The sequence below is a fragment of the Streptomyces sp. NPDC001828 genome (assembly GCF_042892175.1).
GTDB lineage: Bacteria > Actinomycetota > Actinomycetes > Streptomycetales > Streptomycetaceae > Streptomyces.
Genome location: NZ_JBIATV010000012.1, coordinates 155,336 through 181,434 on the forward strand (window position 1 = coordinate 155,336; position 26,099 = coordinate 181,434).

At 71.0% G+C, this 26,099-nt stretch carries 15 protein-coding genes and 1 pseudogene; 7 read left to right on the top strand and 9 right to left on the bottom strand.

The window, feature by feature from the left end; translation table 11 throughout:
* Positions 1-148 precede the first annotated feature (148 nt).
* The 4 genes from ACFYZA_RS29530 (at position 149) to ACFYZA_RS29545 (ending at position 2,638) form a co-directional block, all read left to right on the top strand.
* Positions 149-403, top strand: coding sequence for a mycoredoxin (locus ACFYZA_RS29530; protein WP_388493660.1), 255 nt, complete (start codon positions 149-151; stop codon positions 401-403).
* Positions 404-1,079: 676 nt separating this feature from the next.
* Entirely contained in the window at positions 1,080-1,292 is a 213-nt protein-coding gene (locus ACFYZA_RS29535) for a hypothetical protein (protein WP_388493662.1), read from the top strand.
* Positions 1,276-1,800: a DUF6879 family protein gene (locus ACFYZA_RS29540; RefSeq protein WP_388493665.1), complete on the top strand. Its 525-nt coding sequence runs from the start codon at positions 1,276-1,278 to the stop codon at positions 1,798-1,800. Before ACFYZA_RS29535 ends, ACFYZA_RS29540 begins: the two co-directional genes overlap by 17 nt.
* Positions 1,790-2,638 (top strand): Scr1 family TA system antitoxin-like transcriptional regulator, encoded by an 849-nt coding sequence (locus ACFYZA_RS29545; protein WP_388493667.1) that lies wholly within the window; start codon positions 1,790-1,792, stop codon positions 2,636-2,638. Before ACFYZA_RS29540 ends, ACFYZA_RS29545 begins: the two co-directional genes overlap by 11 nt.
* A 794-nt stretch (positions 2,639-3,432) precedes the next feature.
* On the opposite strand, the gene ACFYZA_RS29550 is transcribed toward ACFYZA_RS29545, so the two are convergent.
* The 3 genes from ACFYZA_RS29550 to ACFYZA_RS29560 all read right to left on the bottom strand — a co-directional run bounded on the left by ACFYZA_RS29550 (position 3,433) and on the right by ACFYZA_RS29560 (position 7,544).
* Positions 3,433-4,266 carry a recombinase family protein gene (locus ACFYZA_RS29550; RefSeq protein WP_388493668.1) on the bottom strand — a complete coding sequence of 278 codons (834 nt, stop codon included), beginning with the start codon at positions 4,264-4,266 and terminating at the stop codon, positions 3,433-3,435.
* Between the two features lie 954 nt (positions 4,267-5,220).
* Positions 5,221-5,571, bottom strand: coding sequence for a hypothetical protein (locus tag ACFYZA_RS29555; RefSeq protein WP_388493671.1), 351 nt, complete (start codon positions 5,569-5,571; stop codon positions 5,221-5,223).
* A gap of 317 nt (positions 5,572-5,888) precedes the next feature.
* Positions 5,889-7,544 carry a recombinase family protein gene (locus tag ACFYZA_RS29560; protein ID WP_388493673.1) on the bottom strand — a complete coding sequence of 552 codons (1,656 nt, stop codon included), beginning with the start codon at positions 7,542-7,544 and terminating at the stop codon, positions 5,889-5,891.
* Between the two features lie 53 nt (positions 7,545-7,597).
* Here ACFYZA_RS29560 and ACFYZA_RS29565 point away from each other — a divergent pair.
* Positions 7,598-7,693: pseudogene (locus tag ACFYZA_RS29565) on the top strand (NrdH-redoxin); the annotation flags it as partial.
* 101 nt (positions 7,694-7,794) lie between these two features.
* Here ACFYZA_RS29565 and nudC read toward each other — a convergent pair.
* From nudC to ACFYZA_RS29590, 5 genes are all read right to left on the bottom strand, one after another.
* Positions 7,795-8,766 carry an NAD(+) diphosphatase gene (gene nudC / locus ACFYZA_RS29570; RefSeq protein ID WP_388493676.1) on the bottom strand — a complete coding sequence of 324 codons (972 nt, stop codon included), beginning with the start codon at positions 8,764-8,766 and terminating at the stop codon, positions 7,795-7,797.
* Between the two features lie 72 nt (positions 8,767-8,838).
* Entirely contained in the window at positions 8,839-10,254 is a 1,416-nt protein-coding gene (locus ACFYZA_RS29575) for a dipeptidase (RefSeq protein WP_388493678.1), read from the bottom strand.
* 10 nt (positions 10,255-10,264) lie between these two features.
* A complete protein-coding gene (locus ACFYZA_RS29580; protein ID WP_388493679.1) occupies positions 10,265-13,915 on the bottom strand; it encodes a UvrD-helicase domain-containing protein in 3,651 nt (1,216 codons plus the stop codon).
* A gap of 252 nt (positions 13,916-14,167) precedes the next feature.
* Positions 14,168-17,611: an ATP-dependent helicase gene (locus ACFYZA_RS29585; RefSeq protein ID WP_388493681.1), complete on the bottom strand. Its 3,444-nt coding sequence runs from the start codon at positions 17,609-17,611 to the stop codon at positions 14,168-14,170.
* Between the two features lie 161 nt (positions 17,612-17,772).
* The gene (locus ACFYZA_RS29590; RefSeq protein ID WP_382598333.1) at positions 17,773-18,171 is read right to left on the bottom strand and encodes an MGMT family protein; all 399 of its coding nucleotides are present in this window, start codon (positions 18,169-18,171) and stop codon (positions 17,773-17,775) included.
* A 221-nt stretch (positions 18,172-18,392) separates the two neighbouring features.
* Here ACFYZA_RS29590 and ACFYZA_RS29595 point away from each other — a divergent pair, with 221 nt between their 5' ends.
* A complete protein-coding gene (locus tag ACFYZA_RS29595) occupies positions 18,393-21,290 on the top strand; it encodes a lysylphosphatidylglycerol synthase domain-containing protein (RefSeq protein WP_388493682.1) in 2,898 nt (965 codons plus the stop codon).
* A gap of 93 nt (positions 21,291-21,383) precedes the next feature.
* Here the strand turns inward: ACFYZA_RS29595 and ACFYZA_RS29600 are convergent, their stop codons facing one another.
* Entirely contained in the window at positions 21,384-22,118 is a 735-nt protein-coding gene (locus ACFYZA_RS29600) for a YwiC-like family protein (RefSeq protein WP_388493683.1), read from the bottom strand.
* Between the two features lie 291 nt (positions 22,119-22,409).
* Between ACFYZA_RS29600 and ACFYZA_RS29605 the strand changes: the two genes are divergently transcribed.
* Positions 22,410-26,096 carry a nitrate reductase subunit alpha gene (locus ACFYZA_RS29605; protein ID WP_388493685.1) on the top strand — a complete coding sequence of 1,229 codons (3,687 nt, stop codon included), beginning with the start codon at positions 22,410-22,412 and terminating at the stop codon, positions 26,094-26,096.
* Positions 26,097-26,099 lie beyond the last annotated feature (3 nt).

Below are 26,099 nucleotides of genomic sequence, written 5' to 3' on the forward strand. Positions count from 1 at the left end.
GGCGGCTCGGCTGCGGCCGCCGTGGCGATTCGGTCACATGCGCGGGCGCTGCGGGAATGGTGGTCGGCTCCCGTACGTTCCCATGCGTGCGGAACCGCATTCGGCGGGGCGCGCACGCCAGTCAGCGATACAGAGGAGCGCGAGACACATGCCGGGCACTGTGACGATGTACAGCACCACCTGGTGCGGCTACTGCCAGCGGCTGAAGAAGCAGATGGACCGCGAGGGCATCGCGTACACCGAGGTCAACATCGAGCACGACCCGGATTCGGCGGCGTTCGTGGAGAAGGCCAACGGCGGCAACCAGACCGTCCCGACGGTCCGTGTAGTTTCCTCCGGGTCAGGTGCCGAGTCGATCATGACGAACCCGAGTCTCGCTCAGGTGAAGCAGGCACTCACCTGACGCCTGCCCTCGAACGTAGCGGCCCCCGGACCTCGCGCCGGGGGCCCCTGCGTGGCCTCGCCTCCAGCTACTGGCTACGAACCCTGGCCTTGTAACGCTCGATCCGCTGTAGGGCCACGCCCATACGGGCCTGGGCGTCAGCGAGGTTGGCCTCGAACTCTCGCCGTGACCTACCGGCCTGAGCTGCGCCAAAGTCACCGCTGTAGGCGCCCTCGCGCTGGTCTTCCGTGAGGGTGGCCAGTTGCCTGTGTGCTATCTCCTCATCAAGTGCTGCGCGCAGAGCGTCATAGCCACCCAGTTCCCCGCCTACGCACTCATCCAGCAGCACTTGTACGCGCTGTCTGACCTCATGTAGGTCCGCCGCACGGCTCACGATCTTGCCCTCCCACATTGCGTGACAAGCCCCCTCCTCCCCGCCAGGCCGGGCAGCCCCGCGCGGAGCGGGCAGGCTCAGCCTATCGAGGGGCCCGCGCCATCAGTTCAGCGTGGTCGACTACCTCGACTTGCGCGGGTGCTCGATCGACCGGCCAAGTAGGCGCAGCTCCCATGGCCATGCCCCCAGGTCCCTCTTTATGCGACAACGCGAATATTGGCGTGACCGCATGGACGGCGGATGCGCCTTCTCCGTACGGTCGTTGAACCGCCCCACTCGGGGCGCGAGACAGGGGGTTGAACCATGGCTCGTGAGGAACTGACCCGGCTCACCGGCAACGGGAACGGGAACGGTGAGTGCGGCAAGGACGACTGCCCGAACGTGTACCGCACGGCCTCCGGGTCGTTCGTCGTCCAGGGCGATGTGTCGAAGGCCTTCGACGCACCCGATGGGGAAGGGCTCGTGGAGATCCCGGAGGAGACACTGAGGGAGGCGTTCCGTGCTCTTGGCTGGTGAGGAATGGGCACTGCGCTTCGAGCGCTTCACGCGGGAGGCATGGCGCCTTGAGACGCTGCCGCAGTACCTCATGCCGCAGGAGGAAGAGGAGTTCGCCGCATTCCGTGCGGGCACTCGCATCGACCCCGGTAGCGTGGCGAACGAATACACCGAGCGCCTACGCCGACAGGCAGGAGAAGGGCGTACACAGGGGCGCGTACACGTAGTCTCCCGCCCCCTGTCGGAATATCTGCGGTTCGAGTTCCACCACTACTACAAGGCGCACGCCTTGGCCGGTGAGCAGATCCGCATTCTCGACGTGACGGGCAGGCCGAATCCCCTTGAGGGAGCACAGGACTTCTGGATGTTCGACCGGTCTGAGGTGGTTCTCATGAACTACCACTCCGACGGCAGGCAGATCAGCCGCGAAGTTCACGAGGGCGACCTGTCGCAGTTCATCGAGTACCAGCGGATCGCGGTATCCGACTCGGTTCCCTTTGAGGAGTACGTGAAGGGCCTTGACCTTTGAGCCAGAGACCCTAGGTCAGTCAAGGTCAGACCTAGCGGCGGTCTTGAAGAACGAGCGCAAGCGGGCCGGATGGACTCAAGTCCGGCTCGCAAAGCGCTGCAACATGAGCCAAACCAAGGTCAGCAATATCGAGAGCGGGAAGCTTACCCCCGCGATAGTCGACGTTGAACTGATCCTTGATGCTCTCGGAGCCGGCGGGCCATTGGCAGCTGAGATCCTCGCTCTTGCCCGCTCCGCGAACACGGAGTGGCAGGACCACTGGGCATCTCAGCGGCGGGGACTGGACAAGAAACAGAACGAGTTGGCTCAGCTTGAAACCGTCACCACGGAGTTTCGATTCTTCCTGCCGACCATGATTACGGGACTCCTGGCGACGCCTGATTACGTGCGCGCCAGCGTCTCGCGCAACTCCGGCGACATGACTAAGACAGTCGCGAAGAAGCTGGAGCGTCAGCAAATCCTGACGGACTCCTCGAAATCCTTCACGTTCCTTCTCACGGAACAGGCTGCGCGTTGGCCGTTGGCCTCGCCTTTGGCGATGGCTATGCAGCTCGATCGACTGGCCTCGGTATCGCGCATTCCGAGTGTGCGGCTTGGTGTGATTCCACTCGGGGTGGTTGGTCCTGTCGCTGAGACTCCGCTCAGTGTCTTCACGGTGTATGACCGGCGCCTGGTCCAAGTGGAGACACATACGGGGGCGCTGATGCTTCGGGACCACCGGGACGTGAATGCATACCGGGATGACTTTGATCGGTACGAGAGATACGCCGTGTGGGGTGACGACTGCCGGGAACTGCTCAGCGAATGGGCCGTGATCTTTACCCGACAACACCAATAAGCGTGGGGCTTTCCCACCTGCCCGGTGAAACTGGTTACTCGCACTGGGCATTCGGTCGGGGAGGTCATCGGCATGGTGAGCAGTACGGCGGACACGGACGCCAGTCAGTGGGAGTACGTGACCTATGCGCCCTCGGGCCAGAAGTGCCCAGCTTGCAGGAAGCCGATCAAGTCTCTTGAGCGTGTGCACCGTGGCCAGTTGGAGCGTTCGTCGGGGCCGCCTGTGGTCGTCTACCGGCACTACGGGCAGTGCCCCAAGTGATGGACATGCAGACGTGGCGAGACAGCCGCGCACGGGCCGCAGACGCGGCGGAGGCGGTACGCGAGGCATTGGCCGCGCTGGGCCTGGGAGAGGTCACGTGGAGCCTAGTACGCCCGATGGTGACGCACTCGGGGAAGCCGTATGTGCATCTGGGCATGGTGCGTGCGGAGGCGGCGGAGCAGATAGCGGAGGCCGTGCGTAAGGCCGTGGCCTCTCAAGTCCGACAGGACTGAAGACTCCCGGCCCTTCCGTGATCGCGGCGGCGCGATGCGGCAGGGTGCGGGTAGAGGAGTCCCCCGACTGGGATCAGCCTTGAGCAGGGACAGGACGTGTCCCGTCCGCGCTGACGTGCGCGGGCTCTCCGCCCCAGTCCGCCCCTTGGCGGGGGTGCCGTCCACTCCAGCGGACGGTGAGGGACAACGGCCCCTGCCGGTCATCCCTGTGACTGGCAGGGGCCCGTTCCTGCGGGAACCGCGAAAGCCCCTGGCGGGGCAACGCCCAGGGGCCTACGCGTGAACGTCTGTGCGCCTGTCTCAGGCGCCTTCTCCCAGGTGGCGGTACAAGGTTGCCCGATGGATTCCCAGCCCCTTAGCGATCGCTGTGACGCTCTCGCCCTTGGCGTGCCGGGCGCGGGCTACGGCTAGCTTGTCGTCGTCCATGACGGACGGGCGTCCGCCGACGTTGCCCCTACGGGCCGCAGCTTCGAGCCCTTCCATCGTCTTCTCTCGGATGCCCTCCCGCTCCACCTCCGCGCTGACGGCCAGGACGGCGAAGACGATGGCACCCGCACCGTTCGGGTCGTAGACCCCTTGGAGGGGACCGGAGAGGAGTTCCAGTTGGATACCGTCCGCTTGCAGGGTGGATGACAGGGTCATCAACTCGGCTGCACTGCGGGCAAGGCGCTTCATCTCCAGCACGGTAAGGATGACCGGCTGGCCGGGCGCGGCCCGCTTGAACTCCCTTGCCAGGGTGAGGGCCTTCTCCAGTTCCGGCCGCTCCTTCACCCGGCTACTGATCTTCTCCGAGAACACGCGGGTGCAGTTGGCTCGGGCGAGTGCATCCAACTGCGACTGAAGTTCCTGACTGGCGGTCGACGTGCGGGCGTACCCCAGTCGGATCGCTGTGCCCGGCACGGCTTCGGGTACCTGCGGGACGGGTGCGCCTTGCGTCCATCGCTTGCCGGGGTTGCGATCGGCGGGGGTCTTCACAGTGAGTTCCGCCTTCAAGGCGGGCACCAGGGCGAAGCGGCCCGTGTGGTAGCTGGCTGCCACCTTGCCCGCACCGGTACGGCAGGGGCTTCCTGTGGGTGCCTGGCACTTGGGGCAGTCGTGGCGCTCGACCTGTTCGGCCGGGGTGTTCGTGGTCATGGCGAGACTGTCGCACATACATGTCGCGAAAGCTAGGGCAGGAAGGGGACTTTCGCGACGGGTTACGCGACAGCGGGTCACGGTCAAAGCGGACACGGACCGGAGCATGCCGCACTGTCGCGTAACCGACCGCTTGCGCGACACCCTGTCTGTGGTCCTGGTGGGCGCTGCCGCGCCTCATCGTGAGCCTCTGTCCGTGCTGGCCAACGCAAGGCGCTGTACGCCTGCCTAGCCTTCCGCCTCTGCGCGACTCCCTTCTGGTACCGGCTAGCCACGCCTCCTGCCGAGCGCCCAGGGAAGCGCACAGCCGTTCGCCTCGTAGTGCGGGCGTACGTGTCGACGGAGCCAGGAGCGACGGCGAAGGGGTGGGGTATGACCCCCTGGGCAAGCGGCAGGGACCGACAGGTCTTAGCAGCTCAGATCCTGCCACGGTTACAAGGGTCGCCAAGGCGGCGGCGGAGAAAAGCCGAAGGGAAAACCCGCAGGTCAAGGCAATAGTGAGGCTCCAGCCGGCGGCGTGAGCCTGCATGAGAGTGAGGCTTACGAGGCTTGGCGTAGGTGTCTTCGTTCTGTGGCCGCGTAGCGGCCCCAAGGGGAAGTGCCCCCGCCCTGACGTCTTCGCTCTATGGGGGCGCGGCAGCGCCCCACCTGTTGGCTTCCTGCCCTTCCCGATGTCGGCCCCTGCGGGGCCACACTGTCGAAGCGTCTTCGCTCCGTGGCGGCCGGATGGCCGCCCTTTCCTGCTGACTCTTCCGCCGTTGCGACTTACGTAGGTGGGGCGCTGCCGCGCCCTGCTTGTCCTTGCCGGTGGCCGAAGCGTCTTCCTTCTGTCGGCCCCTGCGGGGCCGCACTGGACTTACCCCAAACAGATAAGAGAGGACGCGAACGTTTCCGCAGGTCACGGCTGGCGCCAGTACACGCATGGCATGTGCTGACTACACGTCCGGCATGTAGTCACCGATCAAGGTGCAGTCGGCATGGGACAGGAGCGCCCTTGCCCTTCTGGAAGAGATGCGACGGCAGGACAAGGCAAGCGGCGCCGGATCGCGGGGAGACAAGGCCGAGTTGCTTCGCCCGCGTTATCGCGCCGGTCGTGCTCTGGTCGGACAAGGGTTGCCCTTTCTTGCTGAGCAGTGCGGCCAGCTTGCCGGGGGCGAAGGCCGCGTGTCCCTGGCGGTCGGCCCAACCGATGGCGGCGAAGTGCACGCGGTAGGTCAGGATGTGTCCGGGATCCTGCGCCATGCGCCGGTACTCACGCTGAGAGACTCCGCCCCACGGGCGGTCATGGCCGAAGCTGATAGCCACTGGTTGTGGCTCCTTCCCTGTGCGGCGCATACGGGTGCGCCAGTGCCCCCCGCCGGACGGCGGGACATGTGCCTCCCTTTCTTCGCGGGGGTGGACCGGCCATGACTGGACGGTCTCTCTTCACAGGTGTGGCCCAGGGCCTCGGGCCCGGACTCGGTCTCGTGCAGTCGGGAGCGACGGCGGCGACCTGGCAGGCATCGTACAGGCGCCCCGGATCGGGCCCGCATAAAGCAGGCAGGTCAAAGCCGCAGGCGCGCCCCTGGGGCACGGCGAACCCCCGGCCTGAGAAGATCCCAGACCGGGGGTTGCAAGGCCGTTCAGCATCCGCCTGTGGCTACGCGGCGGCGCTGCTCAAAGTCCTCCCAGCTACTGACGATCTCGGACTCCGCACCGGTCAGCGTCGGCGGCTTCGCCACTGGCTTCCCTCCAGGAAGAACGAACGTTTCGAGCGGCTCCACAATCTGCGACGGCGCGGTGTGGGCCTCAATCTGGCGCGTGCCCTGCACCCGAAGGTTGTCGATCAAGTCCCCCGGGTCGACGGCCAGTACGTCAGTGCGGAAGTACGCCTTCACCCCATGCTTCTTCAGGAACTCGCGCCGTTCATCCACGCTGGATCGCTCCCACCACTCGGCGTAGCTCTCGCCCGTACCGGTCCATACCGTGACTGGCTTCGGCCCGTCCTGGCTGGTGACTTTCTCGCGATCCTGCGCAAGGTCGGCGACGCGCGAGGAGTACACGACGGCGCTGATCTCGCCCTCCTGCAACTCCTTGAGGAGTTGGTTCATCTTGCCGTCGATGACGGCAAGCTTCGCCGCGCGACTGTCGTCGATGGTCGTGCTGGACTCCATCCGCTCCAGGTGTCCGATCTCCCCCAGGAGCGTCGACTCCAACCACGGGTAGAGATCATCAGCCAAGAAGGTCTGCTTTGGGCACACCTTGATGCCCTTGCTCTTGTTGCCGTGGCAGCGGTACCGGTCGCGCTTGCTCTTAGCCGGGTCTCCCTTGACGTAGTAGATCGGGCTGCCGCACGACATGCAGAACGAGATGCCCACCGTCGGGGAGGTAGAGCCCTTCTGCTTCTTGTACTTGACCGACGCGACGGCCTCCGCCAGGGTCGCCCACTCCTCCTCATTCAGCACAGGCTCCGACCGCATGACGGGAGTGCCGTCGTCGCTGCGCACTACCGTGCCGTTGGCACGGATGTACTCCCCCAGAAGAGACCGGCTGGTGAGTACGGCTTGGACTGTGGTCGCCGTCCACCGGCTGCCGCGCGGCTTGGGGGCAGCAAGGCGAGTCGTGCTCTCCCCTGCTGCCGCACGAATGCGAGCGATGTCCTGAGCCGTGTGCACGCCTTCATCGTTGAGCCAGTCGGCCACAGCCGAGAAGCTCGGCTTCTTGATGAACCGGCGGATCATCTCGACGAGGACGGGGCCGTACTCCGGGTCCAGTTCCAGAGTGAAGCCGTCGTCTCCCTTGACCGCTCTGCGGCCGAACGGGACGAGGCCACCAGGCCAGCGTCCAGTCCTCCGCATCGTTTCCCGGGAAGCCTTGTTGCGGGCCTTGATAGCGTCCAACTCGGCCTCGGCGACCACGGCCAGAATCTTGGCAATCGTCTTGCCCCAGGGCTTGGAGAGGTCGAACCCCTCCTCGCAGGAGATGAGCCCCTTGCCGTTCGCCTCGCACCACTCGATGACGTCCGAGAGGTGACGGACCGACCGCGCGATGCGGTCGATCTTCAGGATGACGATGTGGTCGAACTGGTCCCGCTTGTTGTTGAGCCAGTCCCCCAGGGACGGACGCATCCACGGCGAGATGGACGCCGACACGTCGATGTCGACGGCGAAGTCGACGAGCTCCATCTCCTCCGCGTCCACCCGCTTGGCGATGCGGGTGCGCTGCGTCTCCTCCCCGGTCTGGTTCTCGTTTCCGACAGACAGACGGATCACGCCAAGAGCCCTGGGCTTCTCGTCCACGGATCTCCCCTCCCGGACATGGGGAAGCCGTGACTGGCCGCCCTCGCTAGGAGGGAAGTCTACAGACCGTGCCGACCGTGCTCTTCGACGACGGTTCGACGCTCACCAACCCGTCCCTCGCGCAGGTCAAGCAGAAGATCGGCGTCTGAGGCGAGCTGCGGGGCGAGCGCTCGCCCCGCGATGCGAGAGGCCCCCGTCCACCTGTGGACGGGGGCCTCTCGCACGGCCGGACGCGGACGCGGCCCGGGTGTCAGTGCGTCGGCTTCGGCAGGGGCTTGCCGTACCAGAGCTCGATGAGGCGGGCCGCGATCGAGATGCCGTACGGGGGCAGGACCTCGCCGGACTCGAAGGCGGCCGCCAGGTCCTCGCGGGAGAACCAGCGCGCCTCGTGGATCTCCTCGCCGTCCACGTTGATCTCGGACGAGGTGGCCTTCGCCATGAAGCCGAGCATCAGGCTGGACGGGAACGGCCAGGGCTGGCTCGCCACGTACTCGACCGGGCCGACGGTGACGCCGGCCTCCTCGAAGACCTCGCGGCGCACCGACTGCTCGATGGACTCGCCGGGCTCGACGAAGCCCGCCAGGGTGGAGAAGCGGCCCTCGGGCCAGTGGACCTGGCGGCCGAGCAGTGCCCGGTCCTGGTCGTCGGTGACCAGCATGATCACGGCCGGGTCGGTGCGCGGGTAGTGCTCGGCGCCGCAGACCGGGCAGCGGCGGATGTGGCCGGCCGCCGCGATCACGGTGCGCTCGCCGCAGCGGGAGCAGAAGCGGTGCAGGCGCTGCCAGTTCTCCAGGGCGACCGCGTGCGTCATCAGGCTCGCGTCACGGGCCGAGAGCAGCAGGCCGGCCTCGCGCAGCCCGGCGGGCCGGGCCGACTGGTCCATGCGTCCGGGCAGGGCGTCCTTCTGGAGGGCGAAGTAGCTGACGCCGTCCTCGTCGGTGCCCAGGAAGTAGCGGTGCGTCTCGGTGACCGGGGCCTCGAAGGCCGGGGTCATCACGAGTTCGGTGCGCCCGTCCGCCTCGTCCGCGGACTCGTCGATCAGGACCTGGCCGCCGGAGACCACGAAGACCCGGGTGGTCGGATGGCTCCAGGCGGCCGCCAGCCAGGCCTCGTCGAGGCGGTGGTGGGCCGCTCGGTCGATGCCGCTCGGCTCGGTCAGGCCGATGGGCGTGGCGAGCCCGATCGGCCGGTCCGTGAAGGCTTCACTGCTGGTGGTGCTCACAGGTGCTTCCAACTCCCCCGGGTGGATGGTGTGTTCAGCGATTCGTGTCGGCCGGTGGCCGGGGCCGGCGGCTCAGGCTGTGGTGGCGGCGAGGTCGCTCCACAGATGGGCCGTCGCCTCGACGCCCTTGAACAGGAGGTCGAGCTCGACCTTCTCGTTGGGCGCGTGCCAGCCGTCGGAGGGGACCGAGATCCCCAGGAAGAGCACGGGCGCCGCCAGCACGTCCTGGAGGTCGGCGGCGGGTCCTGAGCCTCCCTCGCGGGTGAGCCGGACCTTCGTGCCGAAGGCCCGGCCCATCGAGCGCACTACGGCCTGGAGTGCCGGGTGGTCGAGCGGGGTGAGGCACGGCCGGGTGGCCGCGCTCCAGGTGATCTCGTGCCGGATCCCGGCGGGAACCTGCCCGGCGGCCCAGTCGGTGACGATCTTCTCGATGTGCTGCGGGTCCTGGCCCGCGACCAGACGGAAGGACAGCTTCACCATCGCCGACGAAGGGATGATCGTCTTGCCGCCGGGGCCCTGGTAACCCCCGCCGATGCCGTTGACCTCGGCCGTCGGGCGGGCCCAGATCCGCTCCAGGGTGGAGAACCCGGCCTCGCCGCGGGTCGCCCGCGACTTCGCGGTGCGCAGCCACTCGGCCTCGTCGAAGGGCAGCTCCGCGAAGAGCACCCGCTCGGCCTCCGTCAGCTCGACGATGCCGTCGTAGAAGCCGGGGACGGTCACGCGCTGGTCGGCGTCGTGCAGGGCCGCGACCAGGCGGGCCACGGCCGTCGCCGGGTTGGGTACCGCGCCGCCGAAGGAGCCGGAGTGGATGTCCTGGCCGGGCCCGTACAGCTGGATCTCGCACTCGGCGAGGCCGCGCATGCCGGTGCACACGGTGGGGGTGTCCTCGGACCACATGCCGGTGTCGGAGACGATCACGGCGTCGGCCGCGAGGCGCTCGGCGTGCTCCTCGACGAGGGCGCGGAAGTGCGGCGAACCGGACTCCTCCTCGCCCTCGATCAGGAGCTTGAGGTTGACGGCGGGGGCGGTGCGGCCGGTGGCGGCGAGGTGCGCGCGGACGCCGAGGGTGTGGAAGAACACCTGGCCCTTGTCGTCGGCGGCGCCGCGTCCGTACATCCGCCCCTCGGCGATCACCGGCTCGAACGGCTCGGTGTCCCAGCCGTCCTCGCGGGCCGCGGGCTGGACGTCGTGGTGGCCGTAGACCAGGACGGTGGGTGCGCCCGGCACGCCCGAGGGCCACTCGGCGTAGACGGCGGGGGCGCCCGGGGTGTCCAGGATCTCGGCGACCGGGAAGCCGGTCTCGCGGAGCTTGGCGGCGAGCCAGTCCGCGCTGCGGCGGACGTCGGCGTCGTGGTCGGGCTGGGCCGACACGGACGGGATGCGCAGCCACTCCGCGAGGTCGCCGAGGAAGGCGGCGCGGTGCTGCTCGATGTACGCGCGCACCACTGCGGTGGCGGTCTGGACGGCGCTGTCCGGGGTCTCGCTCATGCCCTTGAGCCTATCCGGCCGGTGGCGGTGGCCGGTCCGCCGGTCCGTCCTGCGGACGCTGCCCGAGCAGGATCGCCTCCAGCTCGGCCCGGCCCGGCAGGCGGGCCGGGCGGACCGTCTCACCTGTGCGTACGTACACGAACGCGGCCGTCACCGACTCCGGCGGGACGCCCAGCTGCTCGGCCCAGGCGACCCGGTAGACGGCCAGCTGAAGGGGGTCGGCGGTGGCCTGCCTGCCGGTCTTCCAGTCGACGATCTCGTACGTGGCGAGGGCGCCGTCGCCGTCCTTGTAGACGGCGTCGATCCGGCCCCTGATCACCCGGCCCGCGAGCGTCAGCTGGATGGGGGCCTCGGTGCGGAACGGGGTGCGGACCGCGTACGGGGTGCGCTCGAAGGCCTCCTTGAGGGCGGTCAGGTCGCGCTCGTCGGCGATGTCGGCCTCGTTGTCGTCGGCTCCGGGCAGCTCGTCGGGGCCGAGCATGGGCAGCGGCAGCTCGTCGAAGCGGGACTCCACCCAGGCGTGGAAGCGGGTGCCCCGGCGGGCGGCCGGCTGCGGGCGGCGCGGCATGGGACGGGCGAGGTCCCGGGCGAAGGCGTCGGGGTCGGCGGCCAGGCTCAGCAGCTCGGAAGCGGTGAGCGAGGCGGGCACCTCGACCTCGCGGGTGGTGGCGCGGGCCCGGCGGAGCTCGGTGGTGAGCGCCTCCAGGTCGCGGTCCCAGGAGTGCAGGGTGCGGCGGTCCTCGGGCGTCAGGCGCGGAGCGGGGATGGCGACGGGCGCCTCGGCCGGAGCGTGGCCCCGGGCGCCGGATTCGGTACGGGGTGGCGCCGTGCGGGTGTGCTCGGCGGGCTCACCCTGCTCGGCGGACTCGAAGGCGGCGGGCTCGAACTCGGCGGCGGGGGGCGGGGTGGTGGCCGGGCGCTCCGTGGGGAGCAGGTCCCAGTCGTCGAGGGCGAGGTCCCCGGGGTCGCCGAACTCGCCTTCCCCGTAAGGCTCGTCCTCGTAGGGAGCGTCCTCGTAGGGAGCGCCCTCGTAGCCGTCACCCTCATGGGGCGCGGCCGCGTACCCCTCGTCGTCATGGGGAGCGCCCTCGTAAGCCGCGTCCTCATAAGCCTCATAAGAGGGGGGCGTCACGTCCTGACCGACGCCCTTGTAAGAGGAGGGCGTTACGTCGTCGAGGGGCGCGGCCGTCGCCAGGTGGGCCAGGACCCGCTCGGCCGCGGCGCGGCGGCGGGACAGGGACTCGGGGTCGAGCGGGAGGGGCCAGGCGTGGGTGGTCGCGGACTCGTGGAGGGCCGGATTCTCGGCGTCCTCGGCCGGTTCGTCCGCCCACGCCTCGATCTCGCCGTGGCCCGCCGCGCAGTGTTCGTACAGCGCGTGCAGGAAGTCGGAGGGGCCGCGGGGCTTCTTCTGGCTCGGGCCCCACCAGTGGCCGGAGCCGAGCAGGAGGGTGCGGGGGCGGGTGAACGTGACGTATCCCAGGCGGAGTTCCTCCGTGTGCTGGTGGTCCTTCATCGCCTCCTTGAAGGACTTGAGGCCCTTCGCGTCCCACTCCTCGACGACGGGCAGCGTCGGGGCGTCGCCGCGCAGCGCGTGCGGGAGGACCTTCGCCTGGGCGGTCCAGGCCTCCCTCGACTGGGTGGAGGGGAACGTCCCGGTCACCAGGCCGGGGACCGCGACGACGTCCCACTCCAGGCCCTTGGACTTGTGCGCGGTGAGGACCTTCACCGTGTTCTCGCCGCCGGGCAGCGCGTTGTCCAGGCCCTTCTCGTACTGCGCCGCGGTGCGCAGGAAGCCGAGGAAGGCGAGGAGCGAGGCCTCGCCGTCGAGGGCCGCGAAACTCGCCGCTATGTCGAGGAAGCCGGAGAGCGTCTCGCGGCGGCGTGCCGCCAACGCGTGCGGGGACGCCGAGAGTTCGACTTCGAGGCCGGTGACGTTCAGGACGCGGTGCAGTACGTCCATCAGCGGATCGGCGAGAGAGCGGCGCAGGTCGCGCAGCTCGGCGGCGAGGCGGGCGAAGCGGACGCGGGCCTCGGCGGAGAAGGGCAGGCCGTCGTCCTCGGCGCCTTCGAGGAAGGTGTCCAGGGCGTCGGCGAGCGAGATCACCTCGGCCGGGTCGACCCCTTCGACGGCGTCGGCCAGGCGCTGGTCGGGGTCGTCGGAACCGGCCCGGACGCGCCGCACGAGGTCACGCGCGCGCCGGCCCAGCAGCGCCAGGTCGCGGGGGCCGATGCGCCAGCGCGGGCCGGTCAGGACGCGTACCAGCGGGGCGTTGGCGCCCGGGTCCTGGAGGACTTCGCAGACCGCCACGAGGTCGGCGACCTCCGGCAGGTGCAGCAGGCCGGAGAGCCCGACTACCTCGACCGGGATGTCCCGGGCCACCAACGCGCCCTGGATCTGCGGGAAGTCGCCCGCCGTGCGACACAGGACGGCGATGTCGCCGGGCGCCTTGCCGGTGCGGACGAGGTGCGCGACCGAGTCGGCGAGCCACTCGATCTCCTCCTGGTGGGTGTCGAGCAGCGCGATGCGGACGCTGCCGTCCCGCTCGGCGCCGGGGGCCGGGCGCAGCGCCTCGACCCCTTCGTGCATCGAACGCAGCGGCGCGGCAAGGGAGTTGGCGAGGTCGAGGAGGCGGCCGCCGCTGCGGCGGTTCTCGGAGAGCGCGAAACGCGTGGCGGGGCGGCCGTCGGCGTACGGGAAGTGGCGGGGGAAGTCGTCGAGGTTGGCGACCGAGGCGCCGCGCCAGCCGTAGATGGCCTGGCAGGGGTCGCCGACGGCGGTCACCGCGTGTCCGGTGCCGCCGCCGAAGAGCGCGGCGAGCAGGCGGCGCTGGGCGACGGAGGTGTCCTGGTACTCGTCGAGGAGCACCACCTTGAACTCCTCGCGCAGGATCCGGCCGACCTCGGGGTGGGTGAGCGCGAGCTCGGCGGACAGCGCGATCTGGTCGCCGAAGTCCAGCAGGTCGCGGCTCTTCTTGGCGGCCCGGTAGCGGGTGGTCAGGTCGAGCAGTTCCAGCCGGGCGGCGGCGGCCTCGGGCACCTTGCGCAGCTCGGCGTTGCTGAGCTTGGCGCCCTCCAGGGTGCGCAGCAGCTCGTGGTCGTACGCGGCCAGGCGCTCCGGGCGTACGAGGTGTTCGGCCAGCTCGGCGTCGAGCGCGAGCAGGTCGCTGACCAGGGAGGCGAACGACTTGGTCAGCGTCGGGTACGGCCCCGGGGCCTCGCGGAGCACCCGGGCGGCGAGCTGGAAGCGGGTGGCGTCGGCGAGCAGCCGCGAGGTGGGCTCGAGGCCTATGCGCAGGCCGTGGTCGGTCAGGAGCCTGCCCGCGAAGGCGTGGTACGTGGAGATCCCGGGCTCGCCCTGCTCCGGCTCCGGGGCGTCCGGGTCGGTGATGCCGGCCCGGATCAGCGCGGTGCGCACGCGCTCGGCGAGCTCGCCCGCCGCCTTGTTGGTGAAGGTCAGGCCCAGGACCTGCTCGGGCGCGACCTGGCCGGTGCCCACCAGCCACACGACCCGGGCCGCCATGACGGTCGTCTTCCCGGAACCGGCTCCGGCCACGATGACCTGCGGGGCGGGCGGCGCGGTGATGCAGGCCGTCTGCTCCGGGGTGAACGGGATGCCGAGGAGCTCTTTGAGCTGCTCGGGGTCGCTGAGGTGGGTGGGCACGTCAGGAAGGGTAGTGGGGGGTGCTGACAATGGGGGATTTGTGGGGGCGTCGCCTGCGGCGGGCTGTGCCCCTCCCCGCCCCTTCCCGAAACCCTCCGGGGGTGGGGGGAAGGGAAGGGTGTTTCCCGGGGGCTCCACCCCCGGAGCCCCGCGGGGGCTTCGCCCCCTGCACCCCCTTCGGGGCTCCGCCCCGGACCCCGCTCGGGGGTGGTGTTCGCCGGGACCCGCTCGGCAGCGCCCAGGGGCGGGCCCTTACTCCACCACCTGCCGCCCCTCCGGCTGTGCCGTGCACGACGCTCTGAAGGTGCAGTGCGTGCAGTGCGTTCCCGGCGTCGGGGTGAACTGTTCGTCCAGGACCTTGCCCGCCGCCGTGGCCAGGAGGTCGCCCACCCACTCGCCCTCAAGGGGCTGCTGGGACTGGACCTTGGGGTAGGCGTCGCCGCCCTCGCGTTTGGGGGCGGCCTGGCGCAGGTGGACCAGTTCGGCTCCGGCGGGGTCGGGCCGGTGGCCGTCGAAGGCCTCGTCCAGGGCGCCCTCCCTGACCGCCAGCTGGTAGACGGCCAGCTGCGGGTGGGCCGCGACCTCCGCGGCGGTGGGCGGCTGCTTGCCGGTCTTGAAGTCGACCACGTACGCGCGGCCCTCGACGTCCTTCTCGACGCGGTCCATGGAACCTCGGATGCGGACCTCGTACTCCCCCGCCTCCAGGGTCACGTCGAAGCCGTGTTCCGTGGCGACCGGGGTGCGGCCCGCACGGTCCAGGGTGTGCCACTGGAGGAAGCGTTCCAGGGCGGCTCGCGCGTTCTGCTTCTCCTGGACGGACTTCCACGGCGCGTCGAAGGCGAGCGCGTCCCAGACGGAGTCGAGGCGTTCCATCAGGACGGCCAGGTCGGCCGGCGTACGGCCGGAGGCGACCTCGTCGGCGAGTACGTGGACGACGTTGCCGAAGCCCTGGGCGGCCGTCGCGGGCGCGTCCGCCTTCACTTCGCGGCCCAGGAACCACTGCAGCGCGCAGGTGTTGGCCAACTGGTCCAGGGCGCTGCCGGACAGGGCGATGGGCAGCTCCCGGTCGCGGAGCGGGACCTCGGAGCGGGTCGGCTCGTGCAGGCCCCACCAGCGGTGCGGGTGCGCCGCCGGGACCAGCGGCTGGCCCTCGTCGTCGGCGAGCGCGGCAAGGCGGCCCAGGCGTTCGGCGGCGGCCTCGCGCAGCGCGTCGGAGGCCGCGGGGTCGACGGTGGTGGCGCGCAGCTCGGCGACGAGCGCGGCCACCGCGAGCGGACGGCGGGGGCGGCCCGTGGTGTCGCGGGGCTCGACGCCGAGCTCGGTGAGGAAGCGCGACGGCTGGTCGCCGTCGTCCGCCGGCGCCTTGACGGCGGTGACCACCAGGCGGTCGCGGGCGCGGGTGGCCGCGACGTAGAAGAGGCGTCGTTCCTCGGCGAGCAGCGCGCCCGGGGTGAGCGGTTCGGCCAGGCCGTCCCGCCCGATCCGGTCGGCTTCGAGGAGCGAACCCCGGCGGCGCAGGTCGGGCCAGAGCCCTTCCTGCACCCCGGCGACCACGACCAGGCTCCACTCCAGGCCCTTGGAGCGGTGGGCGGTCATGACGCGTACGGCGTCCGGGCGGGCGGCCCGGCGGGTCAGGGTGTCGGCCGCTATGTCCTGCGCGTCGACCTCTTCGAGGAAGTTGAGCGCGCCCCGGCCGCCGGTGCGCTCCTCGGCCCGGGCCGCCGTGTCGAACAAGGCGCACACCGCGTCGAGGTCGCGGTCGGCGGCCCGGCCGCCCGCCCCGCCGCGCAGCGCCGCGCGCTCCAGGCGCTGCGGCCAGGGCGTGCCGTTCCACAGCTCCCACAGCGCCTCGGCCGCGGTGCCGCCCCCCGCCAGGAGTTCGCGCGCCTTGCGCAGCAGGGTGCCGAGGCGCTGGGCGCCACGGGCGTAGGAGGGGTCGTGCGCGACGAGCCGTTCGGGCTCGGCGAGCGCGCGGGCGAGCAGCACGTCGGAGGGGGCCGGGACGCGGGTGCCCGCGGCCCGCTCCTCGTCGCGCAGAGCCCTGCCGAGGCGCCGCAGGTCGGCGGTGTCCATGCCGCCGAGCGGCGAGGTGAGCAACGTGTGCGCGGTCTCGGGGTCGAGCCAGGCGGGGGCCGCCGCAGGGGGGTTCACCGGGCTCGCCGAGCCCCTTCGGGGGTGGACGAGACTGACCGGGGCGGAGGCATTGCGGGCGGCTTCCCCCGAGGGCCAGGGAGCGGCTTCCCCCGAGGGAGCGGCTCCCGTCGCGAGGGCGGCCTCCGTCGGGGCAGCCTCCGTCGCAGGGACGCCCTCCTTCGCGGCGGCCTCCGCCACCACCCGCAGCGCCGCGAGCAGCGGCCCGGCCGCGGGCTCGTGTCGCAGTGGGGTGTCCGCGCCGGAGGTGTCCACGGGGATGCCCGCCGTCGTCAGGGCGCGGCGCAGTGCCGGGATCGTGCGGGTGCCGGCGCGGACGAGGACCGCCATCTCCTGCCAGGGCACGCCCTCTTCGAGGTGGGCGCGGCGCAGCAGGTCGGCGATGTTGTCCAGCTCGGTCGAGACCGTGGGGTACGTGTACGTCTCGACCCGGCCGCCCGTGCGGGTGGGCCGCAGCTCGCGGTGCGCGCGGACCTGCTCGACGGGCAGCCTCGGCAGCGGCATGCGGCGGGTGAGCAGCCGGGTCGCGTCCAGGAGCGCGGTGCCGGAGCGGCGCGAGGTGGTGAGCACCTCGACGGGCGCCGGGCTCCCGTCCCGGCGGGCGAAGGTGTCGGGGAAGTCGAGGATGCCGTTGATGTCGGCGCCCCGGAAGGTGTAGATCGACTGGTCCGGGTCGCCGAAGGCGACCAGGGTGCGCCCACCCCCCGCGAGTGCCCGCAGCAGCCGCACCTGGGCCGGGTCGGTGTCCTGGTACTCGTCGACGAACACGGCGTCGTAGGAGGGCAGCTCGATGCGCTCGGCGAGCAGCACCGCGCGGTGTACGAGTTCCGCGTAGTCCAGGACGCCCTGGAGGTCGAGGACGTCGAGGTACTCGGCGAGGAAGGCGGAGGCCGCCTTCCAGTCCGGGCGGCCCGCGCGCTCGGCGAAGCGGGCGAGCGCGTCCGGGCCGAGGCCGAGTTCGCGGCTGCGGGCGAGCACCGCGCGCACCTCGTCGGCGAAGCCGCGCGTGGTCAGGCAGGCGCGCAGTTCGTCCGGCCAGCGCGCATGGGCGAGCCCGGTGCGCTGGAGGTCGATCTGCCCGGCCAGGAGATCGCGTACGGCCACGTCCTGTTCGGGGCCGGACAGCAGGCGCAGCGGCTCGCGGAACAGCTCGGCGTCCTGGTGCGCGCGCACCAGGGCGTAGCAGTACGAGTGGAACGTGGTGGCCTGCGGGCTCTTGGCGCCGGCGCCAAGACGCAGCGCCATGCGGTCGCGGAGTTCGACCGCGGCCTTGCGGCTGAAGGTGAGCACCAGGACGCGCTCGGGATCCGTGCCGGCCGCCACCCGCGCCGCGACCGCCTCGACCAGGGTGGTGGTCTTGCCGGTGCCGGGCCCCGCGAGCACGAGAAGCGGACCCGAGCGGTGGTCAACCACCCTGCGCTGGGGTGCGTCAAGGAGAGGGGGCTCCACCGGATCCGGCAGGGTACGCACCAGCCGGTACGCGCCGGGGGCCGCCCGGCGTACCTGCTGGTACGCCGTACGCCCGGTGGAGGAGGAGGAGCTCACGTGGATCGCCGGTCCTGGTGGGTGTGCTGGTCGTGATGGTGCTTACGGGGCCCGCGCGGTCGGTGCGGACCCTCGACGGTACGCCGAACCGCGCCCGGAACGCAGCGAGTCATCCGTACGGTCCTCAGGCCGCCCCCGGCGACGCCGGATGGCGGAAGCTGTCAGGTATGAGCCGCCCCGCCGCCGAGTCCGCCCGCCGCGCCGGAGCCGTCCCAGCGGGCCCGCCGCATGTCGAGCCGCGGCAGATGGCCCTCGGCGGACCGGCCCGCCTCGCGCAGCGGTGTGGTCTCGTCCCGGTAGTGCTCCAGGGCGCGCAGCTCGTGGCCGGGCAGCAGCGTGCCGTCCGAGCGCACCACGCGCCACCAGGGCACCGCGCTTCCGTAGAGCGCCATGACGCGGCCGACCTGGCGCGGGCCGCCCTCGCCGAGCCATTCGGCGACGTCCCCGTAGGTCATCACCCGGCCGGGCGGGATCCGCTCGGCGACGTCGAGGACCCGTTCCGCGTACTCGGGAAGCTCGGGCGGTGCCTCGTCCGCCCGGTCCCGCTGCTCCTGGCTCATCCGCTCCATACTGCCGCACACCACCGACAGTCGCCCCGGACCCGTGCCATCGCGGGCGCGGAGCGGTCGCGTCGCGACAAAAGGGCGCAACTCACACAGCGCACGCCCCGGCAATGCACCCTGATGCCCCCCTGGGATCTCTGGACATGCCACCATCATGCGGGCGGTGAGCGGTGATACGAGACAGAGACAAGACGGACGAGCCAGCGAAGGAGCGGGGCGTGCAGCCACCCGAGGCGGCGGCAAGCAGCACCCCTGGAACGGGGCGGCAGCCCGCCTCGTCCGAGGCTCCCGGGCCGGCGGACGAGGACGGGGCACCGGGCGCGCAGGCCGGCCCCGGAACCGGATCCGAAGGCTCCGAGAAGGGCGCCGGAAACCACGGCGCCCCCAAGGCCTCCGCACCCGGTGAACCCGACGGTCCCTCCGAGCGGTCCGGGGGGCCCGACGGGTCCGGGCGCAAGGAGTGCGGCACGGACGGCGACGCCCTGTGCGACGACACCTCCGGCTCCATCGAACGCGTCTCCGTGGACGAACCGCTGCTGCCCGCGCGCGTGCACCGTCCCTCGGACCTGCTCCGGCTGCTCACCGGTGTGCTCGCGATCGCCGTCGTCCTCGCCATCGCCGCGTTCGCCCACGGCACCACGTCCGGCCTGGAAGACGACATCACCAAGGGCACCACCGGCACTCCGGACGTCCTGATCCGGCTCGCCGGCCTCGCCTCCAGCATCGCCGTGCTCGTCCTGCCGGTCGCCTTCGCCATCGAGCGGCTGATCAAACGGGACGGGCTGCGGATCGCCGACGGCGTGCTCGCCGCCGTACTCGCGCACGGCGTCGCCCTCGCCACCGACCTGTGGGTGGCCAAGTCCGCGCCCGGCTCGATCACCGAGGCGCTGACCCGGCAGTCCGCCTCCGGCGGCCTCACCGACCCCGTGCACGGCTATCTCGCCCCGGTCATCGCCTATATGACGGCGGTCGGCATGGCCCGCAGACCCCGGTGGCGGGTCGCGCTGTGGGCGGTGCTGCTGCTCAACTCCTTCGCGGTGCTCGTCGGCGAGCAGACCACCCCGTTCTCGATCGTCGTCACGATCCTGATCGGCTGGACCGTCGCGTACGGCACGCTCTACGCCGTCGGCTCCCCCAATGTGCGGCCCACCGGGCAGACCCTGCTCGCGGGCCTGCGGCACGTCGGCTTCGACCCGGTGACCGCGCTGCGCGCCGAGGACGTGCCGGACTCGCTCGACCAGGGCGAGCGGGGCCGGCGCTATCTGGTGACCCTGCGGGACGCCCCGCCCCTCGACGTCACGGTCGTCGACCGCGAGCAGCAGGCGCAGGGCTTCTTCTACCGGGTGTGGCGCCGCCTCACCCTGCGCTCCATCACCACCCGACGCTCCATCCAGTCCCTCAGACAGGCCCTGGAGCAGGAGGCTCTTCTCGCGTACGCGGCGATCGCGGCCGGGGCGAACGCGCCCAAGCTGATCGCCACTTCCGAGCTCGGCCCGGACGCCGTGATGCTGGTGTACGAGCACACCGGCGGCCGCTCCCTCGACTCCCTGGACGACAAGGAGATCACCGACGACCTGCTGCGCGAGACCTGGCGGCAGGTCGAGGCGCTCCAGTCCCGCCGGATCGCGCACCGCAGGCTGGCCGGGGACGCGATCCTGGTGGACCGTTCCGGCCGGGTGATCGTGACCGATCTGCGCGGCGGCGAGATCGCGGCCGGCGACATCGTGCTGCGGATGGACATCGCCCAGCTGCTCACCACGCTCGGCCTGCGCGTCGGCGCCGAGCGCTCGGTGGCCTCCGCCCTCGACGTACTCGGCCCGGACGCGGTCGCCGACAGCCTCCCGCTGCTCCAGCCCATCGCGCTGCCCCGCTCCACGCGTGCCACGCTGCGCAGGCTCGGCCGCGAGCAGGCGCAGCGCGAGCGCGAGGCGGTCCTGGAGGCCTCGGACGCGGCCAGGGAGGCGAAGGCCGCGGAGGCCGCCGCCGCCAAGGAGGCCGCCGCGCACCCCGAGGCGGTGCCCGCGGTGGAGGACCGCAAGGCGGTCAAGGCGGAGAAGAAGGCCGAGAAGGTGGCCATCGACGAAGCCCTCGACGAGGCGCACGAGGACGATCTGCTCACCCAGATCCGCCACCAGGTCCTGCTGATCCGCCCGCAGGCTCCGGTGGAGCCGGTGCGTCTCGAGCGCATCAAGATGAAGACGCTGATCAGCTTCGTGGCGGGGGCCTTCGCCGCGTACTTCCTCCTGGTGCAGCTCACCAACATCAAGTTCGGCGATCTGGTCGCCAACGCGCAGTGGGGCTGGGTGGCGGCGGCCGTCCTCTTCTCGGCCCTCTCCTACCCGGCCGCCGCGGCCAGTCTGCTCGGCTTCGTGCCGGAGCGGGTGCCGTTCTGGCGCGCGGTGGTGGCCCAGGTGGCGGGCTCCTTCGTGAAGCTGGTGGCGCCGGCCGCGGTCGGCGGCGTCGCCCTCAACACGCGGTTCCTCCAGCGCGCGGGAGTACGGCCGGGGCTCGCGGTGGCGAGCGTGGGCGCGTCGCAGCTCTTCGGGCTCGCGTCGCACATCTCGCTGCTGCTGATCTTCGGTTACGTCACGGGCACCGAGCAGACCTCGGAGCTGTCGCCGTCCCGCACGGTGATCGCGGGTCTGCTCACGGCGGCCGTGCTGATCCTGGTCGTGACCGCGGTCCCGTTCCTGCGGAAGTTCGTGGTCAGCCGGGTCCGCTCGCTGTTCGCCGGTGTGGTGCCGCGCATGCTGGACGTGCTCCAGCGGCCGCAGAAGCTCATCACCGGGATCGGCGGGATGCTGCTCCTGACCGGCGTGTTCGTGATGTGCCTCGACGCGTCGATCCGGGCCTTCGGTACGGGGAGCGAGCACACGCTGAGCTACGCGAGCGTGGCGGTCGTCTTCCTGACGGCCAACGCGCTCGGCTCGGCGGCGCCGACGCCGGGTGGTGTCGGCGCGGTCGAGCTGGCGCTGTCCACGGCGTTGACGATCGCCGGCATGACGGCGGAGACGGCGACGTCGGCGGTGCTCCTGTACCGCCTGCTCACGTTCTGGCTGCCCGTGCTGCCGGGGTGGCTGTGCTTCAACTACCTCACGCGCAAGGGCCAGTTGTAGGGCCGGGCCCCGCCGGACGGCAGCGCCGCGAAGGGGCGCGGGGAACCGCGCGAACCGCCCCCGCCGGGCCGTACCCGAACGACCGCGCCGGCCCTAGAACGCCCCCAGCACCACCCCCAGCAGCACCAGCGAGCAAAGGACCTCCACCGCTCCCACCACCCCCACCTTCAGACCCCGGCCGGGCAGCAGGGCCGCGCGCAGCAGGTAGAGCGCGAAGGGGGCCGCGAGCCAAGGGGAAAGGGCGGCCGCCAGCGGCACCGCCAGTGAGTGGTACGCCACCGAACCCCGGTAGTACGCGGCCGAGTTCCGCTCCCTGATCATCGTCTTCACGTACGGCACCGTCCCCGCGAAATACAGCAGGCAGGCCAGCGCGGGGGCCACGCCGGCGCCCCACGAGCCGCCCCCGAGGCGCAGCGCCACGAGCAGCATGCCGCACGCGGGGACCACCGCCGCCAGGCCGTTCAGCAGGGCCCGCTCCCGATTGGCGTACGCGTAAAGGGAGTTGACCGCGATGAAGGGGGCCGCGCAGGCCGCCGCCAGGAGGAGCCACGGGCGCGGGGCGGCCGACCAGAGGCCGAAGGCGGCCGCGGCCGAGCCGAAGACCCACGCCGGGCGGACATGGCGGCGCGGCGCCTTCGGGTTGCGCGAGATCCGGGTCAGCCGCAGCCACTGCTGCGCGTGGTACACCGCGAGGTAGCCGAGGAGCCAGGCGGCCAGGAGCGGCAGATGCGCCCAGCGCGGGTGGCCGAGGAAGGTACCCGCGAGGAACGGCACGGCGAGCATCGCCCACGCCCCGTGCTGGTTCGGCAGCCAGCGGCTCCGGCTCACGCGCCCACCACGCTCACGAAGCTCACCGCGCTCACGACGGCCCGCCTTTCCGTTTCCCCGAAAATGTCCAAAAGTACTAGGCACCCCACGCACCCGGCGCCGTAATCAGTTTCCCAGGCCACCCCCGGGACATTTGCGGAATTAGGTCACCGCCCGCTGGGACCAAAGTCCCCGGGTTCCAAGAAACGGCGGGCGTAGGGTCGTTGGTGGCCGTCCGGAGGCGTCCGCATTTCCCGACAACCCGTCCGGAAAGGCCCGCCACATTCTTTTTCCGGGCCGGAGGAGTTTCCGTTGCAACAGAAGCCGCAACAGAAGGACCAGAGCGACCGCGGCGTTGCCGACGCACTCGTGCGGGCGGGCAGCTTCTTCACCCGCGCCGAGGTCTCCGACGACCTGCGCACCGTGCACCGCACCGGCGGCCGCCAGGCCGAGGCCTTCTACCGGGACCGGTGGAGCCACGACAAGGTCGTGTACTCGACGCACGGCGTGAACTGCACCGGCTCCTGCCGCTGGAAGGTGTACGTCAAGGACGGCATCATCACCTGGGAGACCCAGGCCACCGACTACCCCTCCGTGGGCCCCGACCGCCCCGAGTACGAGCCGCGCGGCTGCCCGCGCGGCGCCTCCTTCTCCTGGTACAGCTACTCCCCCACCCGCGTCCGGTACCCGCACGTACGGGGCGAGCTCCTCAAGATGTACCGCGAGGCCAAGGCGCGCCTGGGCGACCCGGTCCTCGCCTGGGCCGACGTCCAGAGCGATCCCGAGCGGCGCCGCAGGTACCAGAAGGCGCGCGGCAAGGGCGGTCTGGTGCGGGCGAGCTGGGAGGAGGCCGTCGAGATCGTCGCGGCCGCCCACGTCCACACCATCAAGGAGCACGGCCCCGACCGGGTCGCCGGCTTCTCCCCCATCCCCGCGATGTCGATGGCCTCGCACGCGGCCGGCGCCCGCTTCCACTCCCTCATCGGCGCGCCGATGCTCTCCTTCTACGACTGGTACGCGGACCTGCCCGTCGCCTCCCCGCAGGTCTTCGGCGACCAGACGGACGTGCCGGAGTCGGGTGACTGGTGGGACGCGGCCTATCTGATGATGTGGGGCTCCAACGTCCCCGTCACACGCACCCCCGACGCCCACTGGATGACCGAGGCGCGCTATCGCGGCCAGAAGGTCGTCACCGTCTCCCCGGATTTCGCGGACAACACCAAGTTCGCCGACGAGTGGATGCATCCGCACCCCGGAACGGACGGCGCGCTCGCCCTTGCCATGGGCCATGTCATCCTCAAGGAATTCTTTGTCGACCGGCAGACTCCGTTCTTCGCGGATTACGTTCGGAAGTACACCGATCTTCCTTTCCTGGTCTCCCTGAAGGAGACCGAGGAGGGGTTCGTCCCGCACAAGTTCGTCACGGCCGCCGATCTCGGCGAGGACACCGAGAACGCCCAGTGGAAGACCGTGCTCATCGACGACGTCACGGGTGAACCCACCGTTCCGGGCGGCACGTTGGGCCACCGCTGGGGCACCACGCCCGAGTGGAACCTGGATCTGGGCGACACCGTGCCCCGGCTCACCCTGCTCGGCGAGAGCGGGGGTGCGGGCGACGGCGAGACCGTCGAGGTCGTGCTGCCCCGCTTCGAGGAGACCGCCGAGAACGCCGACGGCGTCGTACGCCGCGGCGTCCCGGTCCGGCGCGTCGGCGGCCGCCCCGTCACCACGGTGTACGACCTGATGCTGGCCCAGTACGGGGTCGGCCGCCCGGGTCTGCCCGGCGCGTGGCCCGCCTCATACGAGGACGCGGACGCCCCGGGCACCCCCGGCTGGCAGGAGACCCTCACCTCCGTACCGGCGGCCCAAGTGGCGCGCGTGGCACGGGAGTTCGCGGACACGGCGGAGAAGTCCGAAGGCCGCTGCATGATCCTGATGGGCGCCGGCACCAACCACTGGTTCCACTCCGAGACCATCTACCGGGCCTTCCTCGCGCTGCTGACCCTGACCGGCTGCCAGGGCCGCAACGGCGGCGGCTGGGGGCACTACGTGGGCCAGGAGAAGTGCCGCCCGGTCACCGGCTGGGCGACCCTGGCGAGCGCCTCCGACTGGGCCCGGCCGCCCCGGCACATGATCGGCGCGGGCTGGTTCTACCTGCACACCGACCAGTGGCGCTACGACACACTGCCCACCGAGGCGCTGGCCTCGCCGCTCGGCGACGGCCGCTTCGAGGGCATGACCGGCGCCGACTGCCTGGCCGCCTCGGCCCGCATGGGCTGGATGCCGTCCTACCCGACCTTCGACCGCAACCCGCTCGAACTCGGCGAGGCCGAGGACCCCGTCCAGCACGTGGTGGACGAACTCAAGGCGGGGCGGCTCGGCTTCGCGGGCGAGGACCCGGACGCACCGCGCAACTGGCCGCGCGTCCTGAACGTATGGCGGGCCAATCTCCTCGGCTCGTCCTCCAAGGGCAACGAGTACTTCCTCAAGCACCTGCTCGGCACCCACTCCAACCTCCCCGAGGACGGGCCGCGTTGTGCCCCGCGCGATGTGACCTGGCACCAGGAGGACGTCGAGGGCAAGCTCGACCTGCTGCTCGCGATGGACTTCCGGATGACGTCGACGACGCTGCTCAGCGATGTCGTACTGCCCGCCGCCACCTGGTACGAGAAGCACGACCTCTCCTCGACCGACATGCACCCCTTCCTGCACGCCTTCACCCCGGCCGTGGACCCGCCGTGGCAGGCCCGCTCCGATTACGACGCCTTCCGGGCGATGGCCGAGCGCTTCGGCGAGCTGGCCAAGGAGCACCTCGGGGTGCGCAGGGACGTGGTCGCGTCCGCCCTCCAGCACGACACTCCCGGCGGCGAGATGGCCCAGCCCGGCGGCGTGGCGCTCGACTGGTCGAAGGGCGAGTGCGAGCCGGTGCCCGGGCGCACCATGTACAACCTGACCGTCGTCGAGCGGGACTACGGCGCGGTCGGCGAGAAGTTCACCGCGCTCGGCCCCCTCGTCGACAAGCTCGGCGTCACCACGAAGGCGATCACCTTCGACGTGGCCGAGGAGATCACGTATCTGGGTGAGAAGAACGGCCTGGTGCGTACGGGCGTCGCCGAGGGGCGGCCGCGCCTGGACACCGCCCAGCGCGCCTGCGAGGCGATCCTCTCGCTGTCCGGCACCTCCAACGGGCGCCTGGCGACCCAGGGTTTCGAGACCCTGGAGAAGAAGACCGGGCAGCACATGGCCCACCTGGCCGCCGAGGCGGAGGGCAAGCGCATCACGTTCGCGGACACCCAGGCCAGGCCCGTCCCGGTGATCACCTCGCCGGAGTGGTCCGGCAGCGAGTCCGGCGGACGGCGCTACACCGCGTTCACCGTCAACACCGAGCACCTCAAGCCCTGGCACACCCTCACGGGCCGCCAGCACTTCTTCCTGGACCACGACTGGATCCACGAGGTCGGCGAGGCCCTGCCCGTCTACAAGCCGCCGCTGAACATGCACCGCCTGTACGGGGAGCCCGAGTTGGGCTCCACCGACGGCAAGCAGGTCGCGGTCCGTTACCTCACCCCGCACAACAAGTGGGCGATCCACAGCCAGTACCAGGACAACCTGTACATGATGACCCTCGGCCGGGGCGGCCAGACGATCTGGATGTCCCCGCAGGACGCCGAGGCGATCGGCGTGCGCGACAACGACTGGATCGAGGCGGTCAACCGCAACGGTGTGGTCACCGCCCGCGCGATCGTCTCGCACAAGATGCCCGCCGGCACCGTCTACATGAACCACGCCCAGGAGCGCACGGTCGGCGTGCCGAAGACGCAGAAGACCGGCAAGCGCGGCGGCATCCACAACTCGCTGACCCGGATCATGCTCAAGCCCACCCATCTGGTGGGCGGCTACGCCCAGTTGACGTGGGCGTTCAACTACCTCGGCCCGACCGGAAACCAGCGCGACGAGGTCACCGTCATCCGCCGCCGCGACCAGAACGTGGAGTACTGACTC

Coding starts and splice junctions, on each gene's coding strand:
- ACFYZA_RS29575 (WP_388493678.1), bottom strand. CDS start 10,254: ATGAGCGAGACCCCGGACAGCGCCGTCCAGACCGCCACCGCAGTGGTG.
- ACFYZA_RS29550 (WP_388493668.1), bottom strand. CDS start 4,266: ATGACCACGAACACCCCGGCCGAACAGGTCGAGCGCCACGACTGCCCC.
- ACFYZA_RS29590 (WP_382598333.1), bottom strand. CDS start 18,171: ATGAGCCAGGAGCAGCGGGACCGGGCGGACGAGGCACCGCCCGAGCTT.
- ACFYZA_RS29535 (WP_388493662.1), top strand. CDS start 1,080: ATGGCTCGTGAGGAACTGACCCGGCTCACCGGCAACGGGAACGGGAAC.
- ACFYZA_RS29530 (WP_388493660.1), top strand. CDS start 149: ATGCCGGGCACTGTGACGATGTACAGCACCACCTGGTGCGGCTACTGC.